The organism is Gordonia paraffinivorans NBRC 108238 (assembly GCF_000344155.1).
GTDB classification, from domain to species: Bacteria; Actinomycetota; Actinomycetes; order Mycobacteriales; family Mycobacteriaceae; genus Gordonia; species Gordonia paraffinivorans.
Genome location: NZ_BAOQ01000026.1, coordinates 30,487 through 48,114 on the forward strand (window position 1 = coordinate 30,487; position 17,628 = coordinate 48,114).

Consider the following 17,628-nt stretch of genomic DNA (forward strand, 5'->3'; position numbering starts at 1 on the left):
TGTACTGATGAACGGGCGATCCCTAGCGTCGTCCGGGTGACCAGTTACCTCGTCCCCGCGCTCGCCGGCCTCCTCACCGGTGCCGGCCTGATCGTCGCCATCGGCCCCCAGAACGTCTTCGTCCTGCGGCAGGGCGTTGCGCGACGGCACACCGGGACGATCGTGGCCGTCTGCGCGATCTCCGACATCGTCCTGATCATCGCCGGGGTCGCCGGGCTCGGTGCGATCGTCGCCGCCCTCCCTCAGGTGATCACCGTCGTGAAGATCGCCGGCGGTCTGTACGTCCTGGTCCTCGGGCTCCTCGCGGCCAGACGCTGCCTGCGCAGCGACGAGGCCATCGCCGCCAACGCCGACGAGGCGACCTCGGTCGGGCGCTGGGTGGCGGTCGGCACCGCGCTCGCCCTCACCTGGCTGAATCCGCACGTCTATCTCGACACCGTCCTGACCCTCGGGGCCATCGCGAACGGACACGGAAACGGCAAGTGGGCCTTTGCGATCGGGGCCTGCACGGCCAGTGTGCTGTGGTTCGGCGCCCTCGGCGGAGGGGCCCGGCGGCTCTCACGGTTCTTCGCCAGTCCGCGCGCCTGGAAGGTTCTCGACGCCGTGGTCGCGGCGATCATGATCGGGATGGCCATCGCGCTGTTCGCCTCGGTGTGAATCGTCGCCGGGGCACGTCGTCGGCGCGCCTGGTCCCATAAACGACGACTGGACCAGCCTGTTTCGGGTACTCAGGCGGCGTGACCACCGATTCCGCCGCTTCCGTGTCGCCCGCAGTGACGGGGACGGCCCCCGCGACAGGGCGGGCCCTACACGCCGCGCGCCGACTCCTGACCGACACCCGGGAGACCCTGGCGCGCGGCGACCTCGCCGCGGCGGCGGCCACCCTGACCTACTACGCGGCGATCGCCGTCGTCCCGTGGGTGCTCCTCGCGATCTGGTCGACGACCTGGCTGCGGGGACGGGCCGCGGCCGAGAGCGAGTGGAACGACCTGGCGGTGCTGATCCCGCCCGACATGGGCGGGCGGGACGCCTTCTCCGAGGCGGTGTCGATCGGCGTCGGGCTCAGCGTCGTCGGCGCGCTGGTGCTGCTCTTCCCGGCGTCGTTCTACGGCGAGGGACTTCGTCGCGCCTGCCTGGGCATGCACCCCGGCAAAGACCGGTTCACCGGCTGGCGGTCGCGCTTGTCGGTCCTGGTGCTGGTCCTGTTCGTGCCGCCGCTGGCCGCGGTGGCGGTGATTGTCGGATCGTCGATGACCACTCTCGCTCCCGACGGGGGCGGCGACGGCGGCCTCGCCGACCTGGCCGCCCGCGTGGTGATCGGCTTCGTGACGGTCTGGCTCACCGTCACCGTCCCGCTGACCTGGGTCTACCGGAAGGTGACCCCGGCCGGGCCGTCGTGGCCGATCGCGGCCGTCACCGCGCTGGGCACGGCGTCGTTCATCGCCGGGTTCGCGCAGGGATTCCTGTTGTTCTGTCGCTGCCGATCGACGTCGGCATCCCGTACGGGGGTCTCCGCGTCATCGGCGGGGTGGTGGCGGCCGGACTCTGGCTGTACGTTCTGCACGTGCTGGTCATCGTCGGGTGGGCCGTCGGACAGGCTCTCGCGCGGTCCGCCGGAGGTGATCGTGTCGGGTGAGGCCCGTCGCGAGGAGGTGCTCGACGCCTGGTCGCGGTTGCACGGCGGCATAGATCCCCGGCAGTCGTTCTGGGTCCGGAACTGGGTCCTCGCCAGTCACGCCTGTGCGCGACCCCTCGTCCGACTCGGTGTCACCGCGAACACGATCACCGTCGTCGGGGCCGTGGTCACCGCGGTCGCCTTCGCCGTGACCTTCGCCGGCCGGGGCTGGTTCCCGGTGGCCGCGCTCATCGTCCTGATCGCCGCGTTGCTCGACGGGGTCGACGGCGCCCTCGCCGCGCAGACCGGTTCGGCGACCCAGTGGGGCCGGGTCCTCGACACGATGGCCGACCGATGCTCGGACCTGTTCCTCGCCGGGATCGTCGTCATGGCCGGTGCGCCGACGTGGCTCGGCGTCGGACTGGCCGTGCTCACCCTCCTCCTCGAGGGCACCCGGTCCACCGCGCAGGCCGCGGGCATGACCGGGCCGGGAACCGTCACCGTCTGGGAACGTCCGTCCCGGGTGATCCTCGCGGTCATCGCGTCGGTGTGGGCCGCCGCCGCGTGGTGGTGGGGCCTGTCCGACGACGCGACGCGGACCTGGCTCACGGTGATCGCCGGGATCGGGGTGCTTCTGGCGGCGACGGGGCTGATCCAGCTGCTGGTCGCGGTCGCCCGTCAGACGCGGGACCGTCCGGCATGAACCGGCCGGCCCGCAGTCCGACGACGGACCTGCTCGTCGGGCGGCGGGTCAGGCCGGGGCCGTCGCCGGCGCCCGGCGCGGTCGTAGCGCGGCGAGACCGAGGAGCAGGGCGCCGACGGCGACCCAGCCCAGGAGAATCCAGACCGCGCCCGCGACCGGGGCATCGGGGAAGAACGCGACCGTCCGGGTAAGGGTGCCGCCCGCACCCGGGGGCAGCCACTGGCCGATCGCGCCCCACGGGGACGGCAGCAGATACGGCGAGGACGCCAGACCCGAGAGCGGGTTGGAGATCAGGACCATCAGGACCGCCCCGATCCCGACGCCCGGGGCGCCCAACAGGGCCCCGGCGCCGGCGATGAACCAGGAGATGGCCCCGATCATCAGCGAGAGGGCGAGGGCCACCGGCACGAAGCGTTCGTCGACGACGCCGAGCCACGACCACACGCCCGCGAACCCGAGGCCCGCGACGATCGGACCCAGCAGCACCACGGCGGCCTGCATCCGGATTCGGCCGGCCAGCGCGAGCGCGGCCGCCGCGCCCAGGGCCATCCCGGCGATGAGCAACGGCAACAGACCCGCGGCGAAGCCGGTGCCGCGGGCATCGCTCTCCGGCGGTGCGACGACCGACTCGGTGGCCACGGGAATGTTCTGGGCCGATCCGATCCCGGCGCCGACGCCGGCGATGACCTGCGCCAGAACCGGCGAGGCGGCCTCGGCCGTCAGCACGGTGACCCCGCCGGGATCGACAGCGAGCGCTCCGAGCACCTCGCGGCGCTCGATCGCGGATCGCGCCGCGGCGGCGTCGGGGTAGGCGCGCAGGTCGAAGGCGTCGTCACCGGCGCGCGCAGACAACGCGGCCTCGATGTTCTGGGCCGCGGGCGGCGGCGCGACGAGTCCGAGCGGCACCTCGCGGGGTTCGGGATCGACGGCGAGCGAGACGAACATCGCGGCGAGGGCGGTGACCACGAGGGGAATCGCGACGATCATCCCGATCGCATCCCGCCAGGAGGGGCGTCGGGACGTCTCGCTCGGCCCGGGAGGCTCCGTCCGGCGTTGCGTGCGGGCGGTGTTCTCGGTGTAGGTACCCATGATGACACCCCTAAAAGAACGAACTCTCGTTTTTCTGAGTGTGCGCCGGGCGGGAAGAGAAATCAAGAACGAATCTTCGTTTTATACTGCTCGGGTGCCGAAGATCAGCGAGGAACGCAAGCTCGAGCGAAGCCTGCAGATACTCGACGCGGCGCGCCGGTGCTTCGCCGAGAAGGGTTTCCACCGGGCGTCGATGGCCGATGTCATCCGCGAATCCGGGTTGAGCGCCGGCGCGGTGTACTCGTACTACTCGTCGAAGGAGGAGTTGGTCGCCGCCGTCGCGAAGTCGGTGTTCAGCGCCTACGAAGCGGGTTTCGAGGAGTTCGCCGACCAGCAGCACGGACCCCTGTCGCCGCAGCAGGTGGTCCGCCTCCTCGCCTCGCGGGCCATGACCGAGATCGCGCCGCTGACCGACGGCTTCCGGATGGTGATGACCATCTGGGGCGAGGCCGCCAACAACCCGGACCTGCGCGAGATCGTCCAGGAGATCATCCGCGGGCTCCGCTCGGTGTTCGCGGGCGTCCTGGCGCGTTGGCGCGACGCCGGTCACGAGTTGCCGGGGGACCCGGCGTCGCTCGCCGTCCTCATGGTGTCGGTGATGCAGGGCTTCGTCGTGCAGCAGTCCCTCGTCGGAGACGTCGACGTCGACGCCTACCTGGGGGTCTGGTGCCGGTTGCTGCAGGCTGCGGGTCTGGGCGACGAGGGCTGATTCGCCCCGACACGCCTACCATCGAGTCGAGCCCCGTCGAACCAGGACCTCCTGCCCTGCCCGGTCGCCCCGGCCGTCCCATCCGGTCGCGGTGCCGGTGACGAACAATGGGAGACACCTGCTCGACCTCGACCGTGATGAGGAACGAATGACCAACGACTCGGTGGTTCTCGCCGACGCCGACGGGCGCCCCTGTGGCACCGCCGACCGCGAGGGCGTACATGGGGTCGACACCCCGCTGCACTTCGCCTTCTCCTGTCACCTCGTCGACGACGACCGCATCCTGATGACCCGTCGCGCGCTGTCCAAGCGCAGTTGGCCGGGCGTGTGGACCAACTCCTTCTGCGGGCATCCGCGTCCGGGAGAGTCCGTCGTCGACGCCGTGCACCGCTATGCCCGTCGCGAACTGGGGATCGACGTGGCCGACGTCCGCTGCGTGCTGCCCGACTTCCGGTATCGCGCGGTCGACGCGAGCGGGATCGTGGAGAACGAGATCTGCCCGGTCTTCGTCGCGCGGCCCGTCGGCGAGCTCGAACCGAACCCGGACGAGGTCGCCGAGTACGCGTGGGCGCCGGTTGCCGACGTGTGGTCGCTGGTCGAGCGCACTCCGTGGGCCGTGAGCCCGTGGTTCGCCGATCAGGTCCGGCGGCTCCCTGGACCCCAGCCGCACGGCGCCGCGGCGGTGGCGGCCGGCGGGACCCATCCGGGAACCGCCCGGGCGTCGAATACATGACATCCAGGCCGGCGCCCTCATCGACGAGGTGGCCATCGCCGAGGTCCTCTCATCCATCGAAGTTCAGGAGCATTCGGATGATGCATCTCCCAGGTCATACCGAAGTGGTCCCGCCACACCGCCGCTACGACGAGGTCGCCGAGGCGAGCGCCGCACTCGTGATCCGCTCCTACTCGACCTCGTTCGGGCTCGCCTCCCGTCTTCTCGCCCCGTCGCTGCGACGCGACGTGCGCAACATCTACGCGCTGGTGCGGGTCGCCGACGAGATCGTCGACGCACCCCGCCCCGACCAGGGTTCGGTCGACCGCCGCAACGAACTCGACCAGCTCGAGGAACAGACCTATGCCGCCATGGCCTCCGGGTCGAGCAGCAACCTGGTGGTGCACGCCTTCGCCCGCACCGCCAGGCGGGTCGGCATCGACCTGGACCTGGTCACCCCGTTCTTCGACTCGATGCGGTCCGACCTCACCCAGGTCCGGCACGACTTCGAGTCGCTCGCGGCCTACATCTACGGCTCAGCTGAGGTGGTCGGCCTGATGTGCCTGCGCGCGTTCCTCGCCGGCGAACCCAAGGCCGACGCCCGGTACGAACACCTGGCCCCGGGGGCCCGTCGCCTCGGAGCGGCCTTCCAGAAGATCAACTTCCTGCGCGACTTCGGCGACGACAGCGACGGACTGGGCCGGCGATACCTCGTCGGCCTCGACCCCGACGATCCGGACGAGGCGGCCTGGTCGTTGTGGCTCGACGACATCGACCTGGACCTCACCGCCGCCGCGGCCGTGATCCCGGAACTGCCGATGAGCTGTCGTGTCGCGGTGTGCGCGGCCCACGACCTGTTCGCCGAGCTGACCGAACGCCTGCGGCAGTCGTCGGCCGCCGAGGCGCGAATCCGCCGCGTGCGGGTTCCCAACGCGGGCAAGGCGAGAATCGCGGCCGCCGCCGTCGCCCGGCGGGGCATCCCCCGCACGGCACGAGGAGTGAACGCATGACCGGCCGCAAACACGTCGTCGTCATCGGCGGCGGCGTCGCCGGACTGGCCACCGCGGCGCTGCTCGCACACGACGGCCACGACGTCGAGATCGTCGAGAAGAACGACGAACTCGGCGGTCGCGCGGGGCTGTGGACGAACGAGGGCTTCCGCTTCGACACCGGGCCGTCGTGGTGGCTGATGCCCGAGGTCTTCGACCACTACTTCGAGATGCTCGGCACCTCCACCGCGGAACAACTCGACCTCGTCCGGTTGGACCCCGGGTATCGGGTCTTCTTCGGCGAGAAGGGCTCCGACGAGGAGCCGATCGACGTCCACAGCGACCAGAAGCGCAACCACGACCTGTTCGAGTCGATCGAGCCGGGCGCCGGGGCGGCACTCGACGAGTACCTGGAGACCGGCAAGAAGGCCTACGACCTGGCGGTGGATCGCTTCCTGTACACGAGTTTCGAGACGCCGCGGGCCTTCCTCAGCCCGACGGTGCTACGCAACTCGGGCACCCTGGTGTCGTTGTTGGTGCGGACGCTCGAGTCCTACATCGACGACCGGTTCCGAGACCGGCGACTGCAGCAGGTCCTCGGCTACCCGGCGGTGTTCCTGGGATCGTCGCCGGAACGGACCCCGGCCATGTACCACCTCATGAGCTGGATGGACCTCGCCGACGGGGTGAAATACCCCAACGGCGGCTTCACGACCCTCGTCGACGCGCTCGAACGCGTCGCCCGCGAACGAGGCGTGCGCATCCACACCTCCACCGCCGCGAGCGCCGTCCTCACCCGCCCGTCGGCGGGCAGGTTCCGCCGGCGCCGGGCCGAGGTCGTCGGAGTGCGGGTGCAGACCGCCGACGGTTCGACCCGCGACCTGCCGGCCGACGTCGTCGTCGGCGCGGCCGACCTCCATCACCTCGAGACGAAGCTCCTCCCGGAGGGCCTGCAGACCTTCCCGCAGCGCTACTGGGAGCGCGCGACCTCCGGGCCCGGTGCCGTGCTGGCCTACCTCGGCGTGCAAGGGGAACTCCCGGAGCTCACCCACCACTCGCTGTTCTTCACCGAGGACTGGAAGACCAACTTCGACGCGATCTTCGAAAGTCCCACGCGGATACCAGATCCCGCGTCGCTGTACGTCTGCAAGCCGTCGGCCACCGATGACTCGGTGGCGCCTGCCGGCCACGAGAACATCTTCATCCTGGTGCCGGTGCCCGCGGACCCGGGCCTCGGACACGGTGGCGTCGACGGAGCCGGGGACCCGGACGTCGAGAAGATCGCCGACCGTGCCATCGCGATGATCGCCGGCTGGGCCGGCGTGCCCGATCTCGCCGAGCGCATCGTCGTGCGACGGACCGTCGGCCCGGCGGACTTCGTCGACACCGTGAACTCGTGGTGCGGCGGAGCGCTCGGTCCCGCACACACGTTGCGGCAGAGCGCCTTCTTCCGCCCGACCAACCGGTCGCGCAAGGTCGAGGGCCTGTACTATGCGGGGTCGAGCACACGGCCGGGCATCGGCCTGCCGATGTGTCTGATCAGTGCGGAGTTGATCCGCAAGCGGCTCAAGGGAGATCACTCGGTGGGACCGACGCCGACGCGGTGACGACGCCCTCCGGAGGGACATGTGACGAAGGCCCGGCGATGATCTCGCCGGGCCTTCGTCATGTGCGTTGTCCGTCATGGCAATCGGCGCGCGTCCGTGCGCGTCCTGGGTCGAGGGGATCGCTGGGGGTGCCCTCAGCGCTCGCCGATGAGCCCCGCCACGATCTTCGCCGACAGCATCACCAACGGCAGGCCGCCGCCCGGATGCGACGATCCGCCCACCAGGTACAGGCCGGGCACCGGCGAGGTGTTCTTCGGCCGCAGGAACGCGGCGCGCGGACCGTTCGACGACGATCCGTAGATCGATCCGCCGGGCGTCATGGTCCGGCGTTCGAGGTCGGCCGGACTCACGAAGATCCGGTGCCGGACCCGATCGCGCACGTCGAGACCGCGGTCGGCCATCACCCGCATGATCTGATCGGCGTAGCCCTCCGCCAAACCCTCGGCGTCCCAGTCGACTCCGTGCCCGGGGTCGTGCCGGGGAGCGTTGACGAGGACGAACCAGGAGCCGGTGCCCGGACCGGAGACGATCTCCGGGTCGTCGGGCGCCGAGATGTAGACGGTCGGACGCGCGACCGGTCGCGGCGGCCCGTTGAATCCGAAGACGGCGTCGAACTCCTCGTCGTAGTCCTCGGCGAAGAGCACGTGGTGGTGAGGCTGGTCCGCGGGCGGATCGTCGAGTGCGAGCAGCAGGACGAATCCGGACAACGACGGCGTCGACCGGCGCAGCAGGACGCGCGGCAGGCGCGCGGCGCGACGGGGGAGGAGCCGGTCGTACACCTGGCGCGCATCGGCATTCGCGACGACGACATCCGCCGGTCGGGTGCTCCCGTCGGCCGTGACGACGCCGTCGACGCGACCGGTGCGATCGGTCGACACCCGTGCCACCTCGACCCCGAGCTCGACCGTGCCGCCGAGTTCGACGAACCGGTCGTGCATCGCGGTGGCGATCCGGCCGAGGCCGCCCCGGACATACCAGGAGCCCCAGGCCTGTTCGGCCCACGGCACCGAGGCGAGGGCGGCCGGGGCGCGGCGGGGGTCCGACCCGGTGTAGGTGGCGTAGCGGTCGAGCAACATCGCCAGGCGGGAGTCGCGCAGATGGTCCGAACCGAGCCCGCGCAGCGAACGCCACGGGGCGACGGCCCGCACGGCGCGGGGTGTGGCGATGCCGCCGATCATGGTCCGCACGCTCATCGGTGACTCGAGGAACGGGCCGTGGGTGACATCCCAGATCTGTTCCGCGCGCCGGAGAAAGGACGTCCACTGTGCGCCGCTGCCCGGCCCGAGCGCGCGGTCCAGCTCGGCGGGGATCGCGTCGATGGTGTCGGGCAGGTCGAGCACCGTGCCGTCGGGGAACCGGTAGCGCGCGGCGACGGGCAGTCGCTCCAGGTGCACCCGCTCATGGACCGGGGCACCGGTCTCGTCGAACAGCTCGGTGAGGACGTGCGGCATGGTGACCAGCGAGGGCCCGGTGTCGAAGACGAACCCGTCGTGCTCGATGACGCCGAGTTTGCCTCCGACGCGGTCGAATTGCTCGAGCACGGTCACGTCGTATCCGGCGTGCTGCAGACGCATGGCGGCGGCGAGTCCGCCGACGCCCGCCCCGATCACGATGATCCGGCTCATCGCACGCCCTCCAGGACGCGCCCCTTCCATCGAAGCTCGCCCTTGCGTCGGGCCAGCGAGGAATCCGCGGCGAGGGCGGCGAACAGCAGGACCGAGATCGGGTGGGCCAGCGCGTCGGGCCACGCCCGGCCGCCGGTGCACCCGGCGGAGACCGCGCGCGAGGCGACCCCGGCGAGGTATCCCACCGCCCCGACGCGTGATCCGGCGAGTGCGGCCAGCGCAGGCAGCACGTACGTCAGGCACAGGCCGGCGGTGACGGCCCCGGTGCCCGCGGGCGACCCGAAGGCGGACCACAAGGACTTCCGGTATCCGGCGCGGACCTCGCGCCAGCCGTCGTACATCCGGCAGGTGGCGACCTCGCTGCCCTCGGCGACGATCCCTCGGCCGCCTGCGGCCTTGACCGCGCGCAGAAGCGCGATGTCCTCCAGGACGACGTCGCGGACGGCTTCGTGGCCACCGGCCTGCCGATACGTCACCGCGTCGACGAGCAGGAACTGCCCGTTCGCGGCGGACAGCGATGTCCGTGAGGAGTTCTCGGCGACACCGAGGGGGAGCGTGCTCAGCCACGACCACTGCAGCAGGGGCTGGAGGAGCCGCTCGGCGGCGCCGTTCGCGATCTGGCGCGGGTAGGGGCTGAGGAGGTCGAGGCCGAGCGAGCGGAGCAGTGCCGCTGAGGAGGTGAACGCGTGCGGTTCGAGGACGACGTCTGCGTCGAGGAAGGCCAGGACCCCGTAGGGGAAAGCCGCGTCGGCCAGCTGCCGGCACGCCCAACTTTTGCCGAGCCACCCGGGTGGCGGGGGCGACCCCGCGATCACCTCGATACGCCGGTCGCGCCCGGCCATCTCCGCGACCAGTGCGCCGGTGCCGTCGTCGGACTCGTCGTCGAGCACGAGTACGCGCACCGGCCCCGGCCACCGGTCGGCGGCCTCCAGCACCGCGGTCAGGCAGCGGCTCGCGGTGGAAGCCTCGTTGCGCATCGGGATCAGCACCGACAGCGGTTCGGCCTCGGCGACCGTCCCGCGGGAGGGCCGCCGGACCCGGAGCACGTTGTCGATGGTCAGGCCGAGTGAGGCGAACGAGAGCGCCGTGCCCAGCGCGGTCGCGCGTCGGCCGAGGTCAGCGAGGCGCACGGTGCCTCCCGGGTACCGTGCCGGATTCGATTCTGTGAGAACGGTTGTGCCGCAGGACCGAGGCCAGCAGCGGCAGTGCGACCACCCCCATGAGCAGCGCGCCCACGACGGCGACCGTCGGGCGACCGAAGAAGACGGCGTGCGCCAGCACCGACGAGAAGTAGGTCCACAGGTAGGTCGCGATCGGGACTCCGTCGTCGGCCTGTGCGTCGGCCCGGACGAGGCGGTCGAGAACGCCGATCATGAGGAACGAGACGAGCAGCCACCCGGCGAAGTTGGTCAGCGGGATGTCGGCGACGCCGGGCAGGGACGGTGTGGGATGGCGCCAGGCCCAGTGACCCTGGTCGACCATCTGCGGGTCGAGGAAGACATCCCACGCGGTCAGGGCGTACGCGCCCACGAACGGTGTGACGACGCGGGCGCGCGCCGCGGACAATCGCGTCACCCGGAGGAGACGGCGCGTCACCGCCAGGGCGGGCCAGGCCATCATGATCCACGCCAACGGGACGAGAACCGGCACTCCGAGGATCTTCCAGCCGAGCGAGTCGGTGTAGAGATATGCGCCGAAGGGGAACCCGGTGCCGACGCCGATCGCCTCGGCAACGAGTCCGCCGCCGCCGGCGACCACGACCAGTGCTGCCGCCGAGGCGATTCCGCGGGTCGCGGCGAGATGGATGACCGATGCCGAGGCGAGGAGGGTGACGCTCGCGACGGTCAGGGGCAGGGTGCCGCCACCGGTGAGGGGGAACGCTATCTGGACACCGACCGTCGCGACGAGCAGCGCCCAGGTCAGGGTGAGGAGGTGTCGCCGCCAGGGTGCGCGGGCGGCCCGGTCCTGCGCCGCCGCGGACCCGGTCCGTCGCCGGACGGGTCCGCGCGCGGAGGTCGTCGACGGATCGCGCGGCGTCTGATCGGCTGTCGTGATCGGACTCGATGTGGCCGTGCTCATGCGGTCTTCCCCTGATAGGTGCCGGAGATGTCGGTGACCGCGAACCGGGTGAACAGTTCCTCGGCGTACCACCGTGCGGGTTTGGTCCTCCGTACCGCGGACAGATGCGCGGGGGAGCGGTAGGCGAAGTCGGTGAGGTGCTGTGCGGAGTCCCAGACCGAGAAGGTCCCCTGCACCCCGACCGGTAGCTCGCCCACCCCGAGCGCCAGTCGGTTGCCCGGGGAGCGGCCGAGTTCGGCGGCGACGGGCGGCACGGCACGCCAGAACGACGCCATCGTCGTCGGGCGCAGCCGTGCACGGGTCAGCGCGGCCACCGGGCCGGACCACGACGCCGGTCGTCCCGCGTTCGAGGACGCATCGGCGGGCCCGTCCGGCCCTGCGGAGGCGCCGAACGGATCGACCTTCGACCACCTGCCCTTCGACCGGATCGGCCGCATCACGACCCGCAGTTCCTCGGTCGCCGAGTCCTGCCACCGGCGCAGGACCGGCGAGTCCGCTCCTGCGAGTGCGGATCCCTCGTCATCCCAGACGGTGAGCGCCGCCCAGTGGCGCAGGTCCGCGCCGGACAGCGTGAACGTGTCCGCCGTGCCCGTGCCGAGCAGTTTGGCGAAGCGCAATCCGGGTGCGGCACGCAGGGATCGCCGCCCGGATGCCATCCGGCGCAGCGCCGGGAGGGCCCGATCGACTCCCCAGACGCGCAGTTCGACGGTCGGTGCCGCTCCGGCGGTCATGCGCGTCGCCACACGCAGCGTTCGACCAGTCCGGAGAGCGCCTGCCGGGTCTCGTCGTCCACGGCGGCACCGGCAATGATCCCGAAGGCGTCCTCGGCGAGTTCGACGATGCGCTGATCGACCCGTTCGAGCGCCCCGGTCGACTCGAACACCGCTCGGACACGCGCGAGTCCGGTGACGTCGAGATCCGGGTTCCCGAGGCAGTCGTCGAGGACCCTCCGTTCCCGCAGCGTCGCCGACTCCTGGGCGAGCGCGACGAGCATGGTGCGTTTGCCCTCGCGGATGTCGTCGATCGCCGGTTTGCCGGTCACCGCCTCGTCGCCGAAGACGCCGAGGACGTCGTCACGCAACTGGAAGGCCTCGCCGGCGGTCAGCCCGATGCGGTCGTAGTCGGAGAGCAACGACTCGTCGGCGCCGGCCAGCGTGCCGCCGAGTCGCAGCGGCTGGCCGATGGTGTACCGCGCGCTCTTGTAGCGCAGCACCCGTTCGGTGCGATCGGCGTCTGCCTGCTCCTCGGTCTGGCTCAGCATGTCGAGGTACTGGCCCGCATACGCCTCGTCGCGCATCTGGGTCCAGGTGCGGCGGACCGCGGCGCGGACACTGCGACCCGCGTCGTCGACGGCGGCGGCCGCGAGATCGTCCGACCACGACAGGCACATGTCGCCGACGAGGATCGCGACCGCCGTCCCCCAGGTCTCCGGATCTCCCTGACGGTTCTCCTCCAGGTGCGCGTCGGCGAAGAGCCGGTGCACGGTGGGCAGGCCTCGGCGGGTGTCCGAGTCGTCCATGACGTCGTCGTGGACGAGTGCCGCGAGGTGGAACAGCTCGATCGCCGACGCGAGCTCGACGACGCCGGGCACCGGGCGGCCCCGGGCCGCGCCGCGCGCGCCCCACAGGCAGAACGCGGCGCGCAGACGCTTGCCGCCGGTCAGCCGTGCCGCCACCGCCTCGGCGGCGGGGGCGAGCTCGGAACCCACCTCCAGCAGCGTGGCGGCGTGCCCGCGGAAGTGCGCGGACAGCATCTCGTCGACGAGGCGCAGGTCGGTGGGCACATCCGTGATCTCGTCGGTGATCGCGCGCAGGTGCGCGGCGTCGGACGCGGGGCGACGCGGCGCGGGCGAGGTGGTGATCGCGGCGATCTGAGTCATGTCGGGGCCCTTCGTGCGGGGATACGGCCGTGCGGGGGTCGGCCTGACAGTTACCCGGTCTTCGGAGTCACGACACCAGCGGATGGGTATGTCCCGGCGGCGCGAGTCGACGCCGGGTCGGGCCGGGCCGGCGGTAGGTTGGACACCATGGCAGTGGATGCAACGGTGCCCGTGGTGGCGCTCGGTCTGGTGGGTGGATTCGCCGCGGCCCGCTACAGCGGCCGACGTGAACTCGGCGGGGTGGTCCTCGCGGCGGCAGGGGCCTGGAGCACTCGCCGATGGGTGCAGACGAAGGGCCCGGCGGTGGCCGGCGGGTTGCTCGGCACCTACCTCGCGGCCTTCGGCGGATCGCATCCGCTGGCCAAGAAGATCGGCGCGTGGCCCTCGGTCGCGGTGGTGACGGCGGTCGCCGCCGGCGCGACCGCCGCGGCCACCCGCTGATCCCACGGCGAACCGGCTCAGGCGCCGCCGGGGCCGACGTACCATCGGCTCCCATGACGGTGGGAAACGAGGTACCAGGGGAGAACGGATCTGCGGGGGCACCGGTCGTCCCGGGGGCTGACGGGTCCGCGCAGGTAGGGCCAGGAGGCTACGGGCGCGCGCGGCAGAACGACATCTACACCGCCGGCGTTCATCGCCGGAAGCCGCGTGTGCCAACCGATTTCGCTGAACTGGAGCGACGTGCGCGGCGTGCGATGTCGGCGCGGGCGTGGGCCTACATCGCCGGGGGCGCCGGCGAGGGGCGCACGATGACCGGCAACCGCGCCGCACTCGACCGCTGGGCTATTGTGCCGCGCGTCCTGCGCGACGTCTCGCGGCGCAACCTCGAGGTCGAGTTGTTCGGCCGCCGCATCCCGGCTCCGGTGCTGTTCGCCCCGGTCGGCGCCGGGTCGCTCGCGGCGCCCGAGGCCGACCGTCTGATCGGGCACGCGGCCGCGGAACTCGGTCTGCCCTACATCTTCTCGAACCAGGCGAGCGTCCCGATGGAGACCGTCGCCGCCGAGATGGACGCGGTTCGCCCGGGTGCGCCGCGCTGGTTCCAGCTCTACTGGTCCACCGACGACGACCTCGTCGACAGTCTCCTCTCCCGGGCGGAGGCGGTCGACGCCGACGCCGTCGTCGTCACCCTCGACACCACGATGCTCGGCTGGCGTCCCCAGGACCTCAACATCGGGTCGCTGCCGTTCGCGCGCGGAGAGGGGATCGCCCAGTACACCTCAGACCGCCGGTTCGTCGAGATCGTCGCCGAGCGACTCCGCACCGCGGTCGGCGAGCGGCCGGAGATCTCGCTCGGGGCCGTCGCGACGCTGATCTCGATCACCCGGAACGCGCCGGGGCGCTTCTGGAAGAACCTCACCTCGCCGCAACCGCGCGCGGCGGTGCAGACGTTTCTCGACATCTACTCGCGACCATCCCTCAGCTGGGACGACCTCGCCGGGCTTCGCGACCGGACGAGACTTCCGATCGTGCTCAAGGGCGTGCTGCATCCCGACGACGCGCGCCGCGCCGTCGACGCCGGGGTCGACGGGATCATCGTGTCGAACCACGGCGGGCGGCAGGTCGACGGCGCGATCAGCACCATCGACGCCCTCGCCGACATTGCGCCGGTGGTCGACGGGCGGATCAAGATTCTCATCGACTCGGGCATCTACACCGGCTCGGACGTCTTCAAGGCACTCGCCCTCGGTGCCGACGCCGCCTGCATCGGGCGCCCGCACATGTACGGGCTGGCCATCGCCGGTGCCGAGGGGGCGCGCGACGTGGTCGCCGACATCATCGCCGAACTCGATCTGACGCTGGGACTCTCGGGCCACACCGACGTCGCCGACCTCGACCGGGACGCCCTGCGGCGGATCTGAGCCGCCGGCGCGCCGGCCCCGCAGCAACCCGTCGAGAAGGGTTGTCAGACAAATGAAATCGCGGCTCGCCGCGGCAACTCACCTGCCCCCGAGGGAACCCCCGCTCCCAAGAGGTGAGTGCGCGGCGGCGAGCCGCGAGTACGTCGGCGACTGCGGGAGTCCCGCGGCCGCCCGGTCTCAGACCAGCGGGCGCCCGGTCCGCATGCGCCACCGGACGTCGGCGAGCAGCACATTGAACGGGAACTGCTGGATCCACTTCGGCGAGCGCCGGATGATCGCACCCAGCACCGCGTTGTGCTTGGCGAAGAAGAGTTCCTGCCACGGTGACAGGCGCACGTCCATCTTCCGGCGGAAGTCCTCCGGCAGGAAGCCGACGGCGAGGATGTAGAAGTACCAGCCGAGAAGCCTGGTGACCACCGGGCCGAGGAACTCCGCCCGCGCGATCCTCAGCAGGTACTCGCGGATGGTCGGGTCGATCTCCAGCACCTCGACCGTGTCGTTCCAGTACTGTTCGAACGCCGCGCGGTCGGCGGGCCAGGCCTCGCGCGGCACCTGCAGCGTGGTTCCGAACACCGCGCCGGCCTGATAGACCTCGTCGGTCACCTCGGTCATGCCGCCGAAGATGCGGTGCACGTCCTCGGTTCCGCGGTACAGGCAGGCGGCGACCCACAACTGCAGCTCCGGGTCGAAGGCGTTGTACTTCACCGGGCTGTCGGCGGTCGAGCGGACCTTGGCGTGCGCCTTGCCCACCGCCTTGCGGTAGGCCTTGCGGTCCTTGGCGCTTCCGAGCCCGGCGACGGCGAGGTAGCTCAAGGTGGTGCGGCCGCGCTTGAGCGGGTGCTTGAACAGGTTGCCCGAGTCGACGCGGCTCTCGTACACGCCGTAGCCGACGGCCGGATGGCTGAGCTGCATGATCACGTTCGCGGCACCGGCGATGACGCCGATGCCCAGCGGGTTCAGGTTCTCGGCGGAGGGAAGGGCGTCGAGTTCGGCGCGCGACATCCGGGCCGACGACGGCAGGAACTCGGTGTCGGGCTTCTCGGCGGCGAGGAACTCCTCGACCTCCGGCGTGACGCTCGCCGATTCCTGCGGCGACAGGGCAGAACTTCCGCTGGTGATAGGCTCCGTTGCCATCGAACACCCCTCCTGCTCGAATTCAGGAAACGTATGTTTCCCGTTTTATGACACACCCAACCGACCGGGGTGTCAAGATTGGAACCATGGGACGAGGACCTTCGACCCCGCAGGGCCAGGCCGATGCTGCCGCGTCCGAGGCGTCGGGATCGCTGCGTGCGTACGGCGGCGAGGGCGGGGACACCCGGGTCGCCCGCCGCCGCGCGGCCTTGCTCGACGCGGCACTGGATCTGCTCGGCGCCGACGACGCCGAGGCCGTCACCGTTCGCGGTGTCTGCCGGCGCGCGGGCCTGACCGCCCGCTACTTCTACGAGAGCTTCGAGTCGGTGGACCAGCTCGTGGAGACCGTCTACGACCAGGTCATCGAGGAGATCGCCGCATCCGGACTCGCCGCCTTCTCCGAGGGGGCGACGATGCGCCAGAAGGTTGCCGGCGCGGTCGCGGTGATCGTCGACCTCATCGACGAGGATCGTCGAAAGGGTCGGCTCCTGTTCTCCCAGGCGCTGCTCAGCCCGGTGATCGCCGCCAAGCGCATGGAGTCGACCGCGCTGTTCGCCGGCCTCACGCGGCAGAGTGCGTCGAGCCTCGTCGACGTCAACGTCGGCCCCGGACGCGCCGCCGCTGTGGCCCATTACCAGGTCGGCGGGCTCAGCCGGTTGCTGGCGGCGTGGCTCGAAGGCGACGTCGACCTCGCCAAGCCGGAAGTCGTCGATCTGGCCGTCGCGCTTCTCGTGTCGCCGGCCGACATCTTGGAGTCGGCTCCAGTCGACGGCACCGCCGATGCCGGATAGGTCTGCGGCAAGAGGATATGTTTGTCCCATGAGCAGCGGAACCGGCGAAACAGACGTCCGACCCGCGAAGCAGCCTCTTGGATCCTGGCGTGACTACGGTGAGCCCGAGCTCCCGGTCCCGCTCGCCGCGGCCCTCGAGGCCTTCGCTGAACAGGGCTACCACGGCACGTCGGTCAGGGAGATCGCCGCGCGGGCCAACCTGTCCGTGCCCGGTCTGTACCACCACTACCCGTCGAAGCAGTCCTTGTTGCAGGGTCTGCTGGAGCGGACGATGACCGATCTCCTCGCCCGTTCGGAGGCGGCCATCCGCGAGGCCGGCCCGGAGCCGGTCAAGCAGTTCGACGCGGTGGTCGAGTCCTTGCTTCGATTCCACATGTACCGCCGTGAGCAGGCGTTCGTGGGTTCCACCGAGATCCGCAGTCTCGACGACGATTACCGTCCGAAGTACATCGGGCATCGCGATCGCCAGCAGCGGATGGTCGACGAGATCGTGTTCGCCGGCGTCGAGGCGGGCGACTTCACCACGCCGTATCCGAAGGACGCCGCGCGTGCGGTGGCCACGATGTGCGTGGGGGTCTCGACGTGGTTCAAGCTCGACGGTCTCCTCGGCCCTGACGAGTTGATCCAGCGGAATCTCCAGCTCGCCCGGGCCCTGGTCGGGTACCGACCCAGATAGTGCGGTCGGGTACCGACCCAGATAGTGCGGTCGGGTACCGACCCAGATAGTGCGGTCGGGTACCGACGGGACAGCACGGAATTGCGCTTCCCGGTCTTGACCGGGGTGGCATCGCCTGGCAATGTATGGCATGCCGAACGATCGCTCGGTCGGCGACGGGG

17 protein-coding genes are annotated in these 17,628 nt (G+C 71.0%); 10 read left to right on the forward strand and 7 right to left on the reverse strand.

Features of this window, described 5'->3' with window-relative positions; genetic code table 11:
* Positions 1-36: 36 nt before the first annotated feature.
* Both GP2_RS13215 and GP2_RS22420 read left to right on the forward strand, forming a co-directional pair.
* Positions 37-657, forward strand: a complete 621-nt coding sequence (locus tag GP2_RS13215; protein WP_006901017.1) for a LysE/ArgO family amino acid transporter — start codon at positions 37-39, stop codon at positions 655-657.
* Between the two features lie 80 nt (positions 658-737).
* Complete coding sequence (locus GP2_RS22420) at positions 738-2,318, forward strand: CDP-alcohol phosphatidyltransferase family protein (protein ID WP_006901018.1); 1,581 nt, start codon at positions 738-740, stop codon at positions 2,316-2,318.
* Positions 2,319-2,366: 48 nt separating this feature from the next.
* Here the strand turns inward: GP2_RS22420 and GP2_RS13230 are convergent, their stop codons facing one another.
* Complete coding sequence (locus tag GP2_RS13230) at positions 2,367-3,407, reverse strand: hypothetical protein (protein WP_006901019.1); 1,041 nt, start codon at positions 3,405-3,407, stop codon at positions 2,367-2,369.
* A gap of 94 nt (positions 3,408-3,501) precedes the next feature.
* Between GP2_RS13230 and GP2_RS13235 the strand changes: the two genes are divergently transcribed.
* The 4 genes from GP2_RS13235 (at position 3,502) to crtI (ending at position 7,424) form a co-directional block, all read left to right on the forward strand.
* Complete coding sequence (locus GP2_RS13235; protein WP_006901020.1) at positions 3,502-4,116, forward strand: TetR/AcrR family transcriptional regulator; 615 nt, start codon at positions 3,502-3,504, stop codon at positions 4,114-4,116.
* A gap of 148 nt (positions 4,117-4,264) precedes the next feature.
* Positions 4,265-4,849: an isopentenyl-diphosphate Delta-isomerase gene (gene idi, locus GP2_RS13240; protein WP_006901021.1), complete on the forward strand. Its 585-nt coding sequence runs from the start codon at positions 4,265-4,267 to the stop codon at positions 4,847-4,849.
* Between the two features lie 77 nt (positions 4,850-4,926).
* A complete protein-coding gene (locus tag GP2_RS13245) occupies positions 4,927-5,838 on the forward strand; it encodes a phytoene/squalene synthase family protein (RefSeq protein ID WP_040527018.1) in 912 nt (303 codons plus the stop codon).
* A complete protein-coding gene (crtI, locus tag GP2_RS13250) occupies positions 5,835-7,424 on the forward strand; it encodes a phytoene desaturase family protein (protein ID WP_006901023.1) in 1,590 nt (529 codons plus the stop codon). The genes GP2_RS13245 and crtI overlap by 4 nt, the downstream gene beginning before the upstream one ends.
* Positions 7,425-7,558: 134 nt before the next feature.
* Here the strand turns inward: crtI and GP2_RS13255 are convergent, their stop codons facing one another.
* From GP2_RS13255 to GP2_RS13275, 5 genes are read right to left on the reverse strand one after another with little or no spacing between them, the layout of a single operon-like run.
* Entirely contained in the window at positions 7,559-9,049 is a 1,491-nt protein-coding gene (locus tag GP2_RS13255; protein ID WP_006901024.1) for a phytoene desaturase family protein, read from the reverse strand.
* A complete protein-coding gene (locus tag GP2_RS13260) occupies positions 9,046-10,179 on the reverse strand; it encodes a glycosyltransferase family 2 protein (protein WP_006901025.1) in 1,134 nt (377 codons plus the stop codon). Before GP2_RS13260 ends, GP2_RS13255 begins: the two co-directional genes overlap by 4 nt.
* The gene (locus tag GP2_RS13265; protein WP_006901026.1) at positions 10,166-11,128 is read right to left on the reverse strand and encodes a carotenoid biosynthesis protein; all 963 of its coding nucleotides are present in this window, start codon (positions 11,126-11,128) and stop codon (positions 10,166-10,168) included. The genes GP2_RS13260 and GP2_RS13265 overlap by 14 nt, the downstream gene beginning before the upstream one ends.
* Complete coding sequence (locus GP2_RS13270) at positions 11,125-11,859, reverse strand: hypothetical protein (RefSeq protein WP_006901027.1); 735 nt, start codon at positions 11,857-11,859, stop codon at positions 11,125-11,127. The genes GP2_RS13265 and GP2_RS13270 overlap by 4 nt, the downstream gene beginning before the upstream one ends.
* Positions 11,856-13,007, reverse strand: coding sequence for a polyprenyl synthetase family protein (locus GP2_RS13275; RefSeq protein WP_006901028.1), 1,152 nt, complete (start codon positions 13,005-13,007; stop codon positions 11,856-11,858). The genes GP2_RS13270 and GP2_RS13275 overlap by 4 nt, the downstream gene beginning before the upstream one ends.
* 147 nt (positions 13,008-13,154) lie before the next feature.
* Here GP2_RS13275 and GP2_RS13280 point away from each other — a divergent pair, with 147 nt between their 5' ends.
* Both GP2_RS13280 and GP2_RS13285 read left to right on the forward strand, forming a co-directional pair.
* On the forward strand, positions 13,155-13,448 hold the full coding sequence (locus tag GP2_RS13280; RefSeq protein WP_006901029.1) for a hypothetical protein: 294 nt from the start codon (positions 13,155-13,157) through the stop codon (positions 13,446-13,448).
* Positions 13,449-13,501: 53 nt separating this feature from the next.
* On the forward strand, positions 13,502-14,866 hold the full coding sequence (locus GP2_RS13285; RefSeq protein ID WP_006901030.1) for an alpha-hydroxy-acid oxidizing protein: 1,365 nt from the start codon (positions 13,502-13,504) through the stop codon (positions 14,864-14,866).
* A 177-nt stretch (positions 14,867-15,043) separates the two neighbouring features.
* Here the strand turns inward: GP2_RS13285 and GP2_RS13290 are convergent, their stop codons facing one another.
* On the reverse strand, positions 15,044-16,000 hold the full coding sequence (locus GP2_RS13290) for an oxygenase MpaB family protein (protein WP_040527019.1): 957 nt from the start codon (positions 15,998-16,000) through the stop codon (positions 15,044-15,046).
* Positions 16,001-16,086: 86 nt separating this feature from the next.
* Here GP2_RS13290 and GP2_RS13295 point away from each other — a divergent pair, with 86 nt between their 5' ends.
* Together GP2_RS13295 and GP2_RS13300 are read left to right on the forward strand one after the other, a co-directional pair.
* Positions 16,087-16,791, forward strand: a complete 705-nt coding sequence (locus GP2_RS13295) for a TetR/AcrR family transcriptional regulator (RefSeq protein ID WP_006901032.1) — start codon at positions 16,087-16,089, stop codon at positions 16,789-16,791.
* 28 nt (positions 16,792-16,819) lie between these two features.
* Positions 16,820-17,467, forward strand: a complete 648-nt coding sequence (locus GP2_RS13300; RefSeq protein WP_006901033.1) for a TetR/AcrR family transcriptional regulator — start codon at positions 16,820-16,822, stop codon at positions 17,465-17,467.
* The last annotated feature ends 161 nt before the right edge of the window (positions 17,468-17,628 follow it).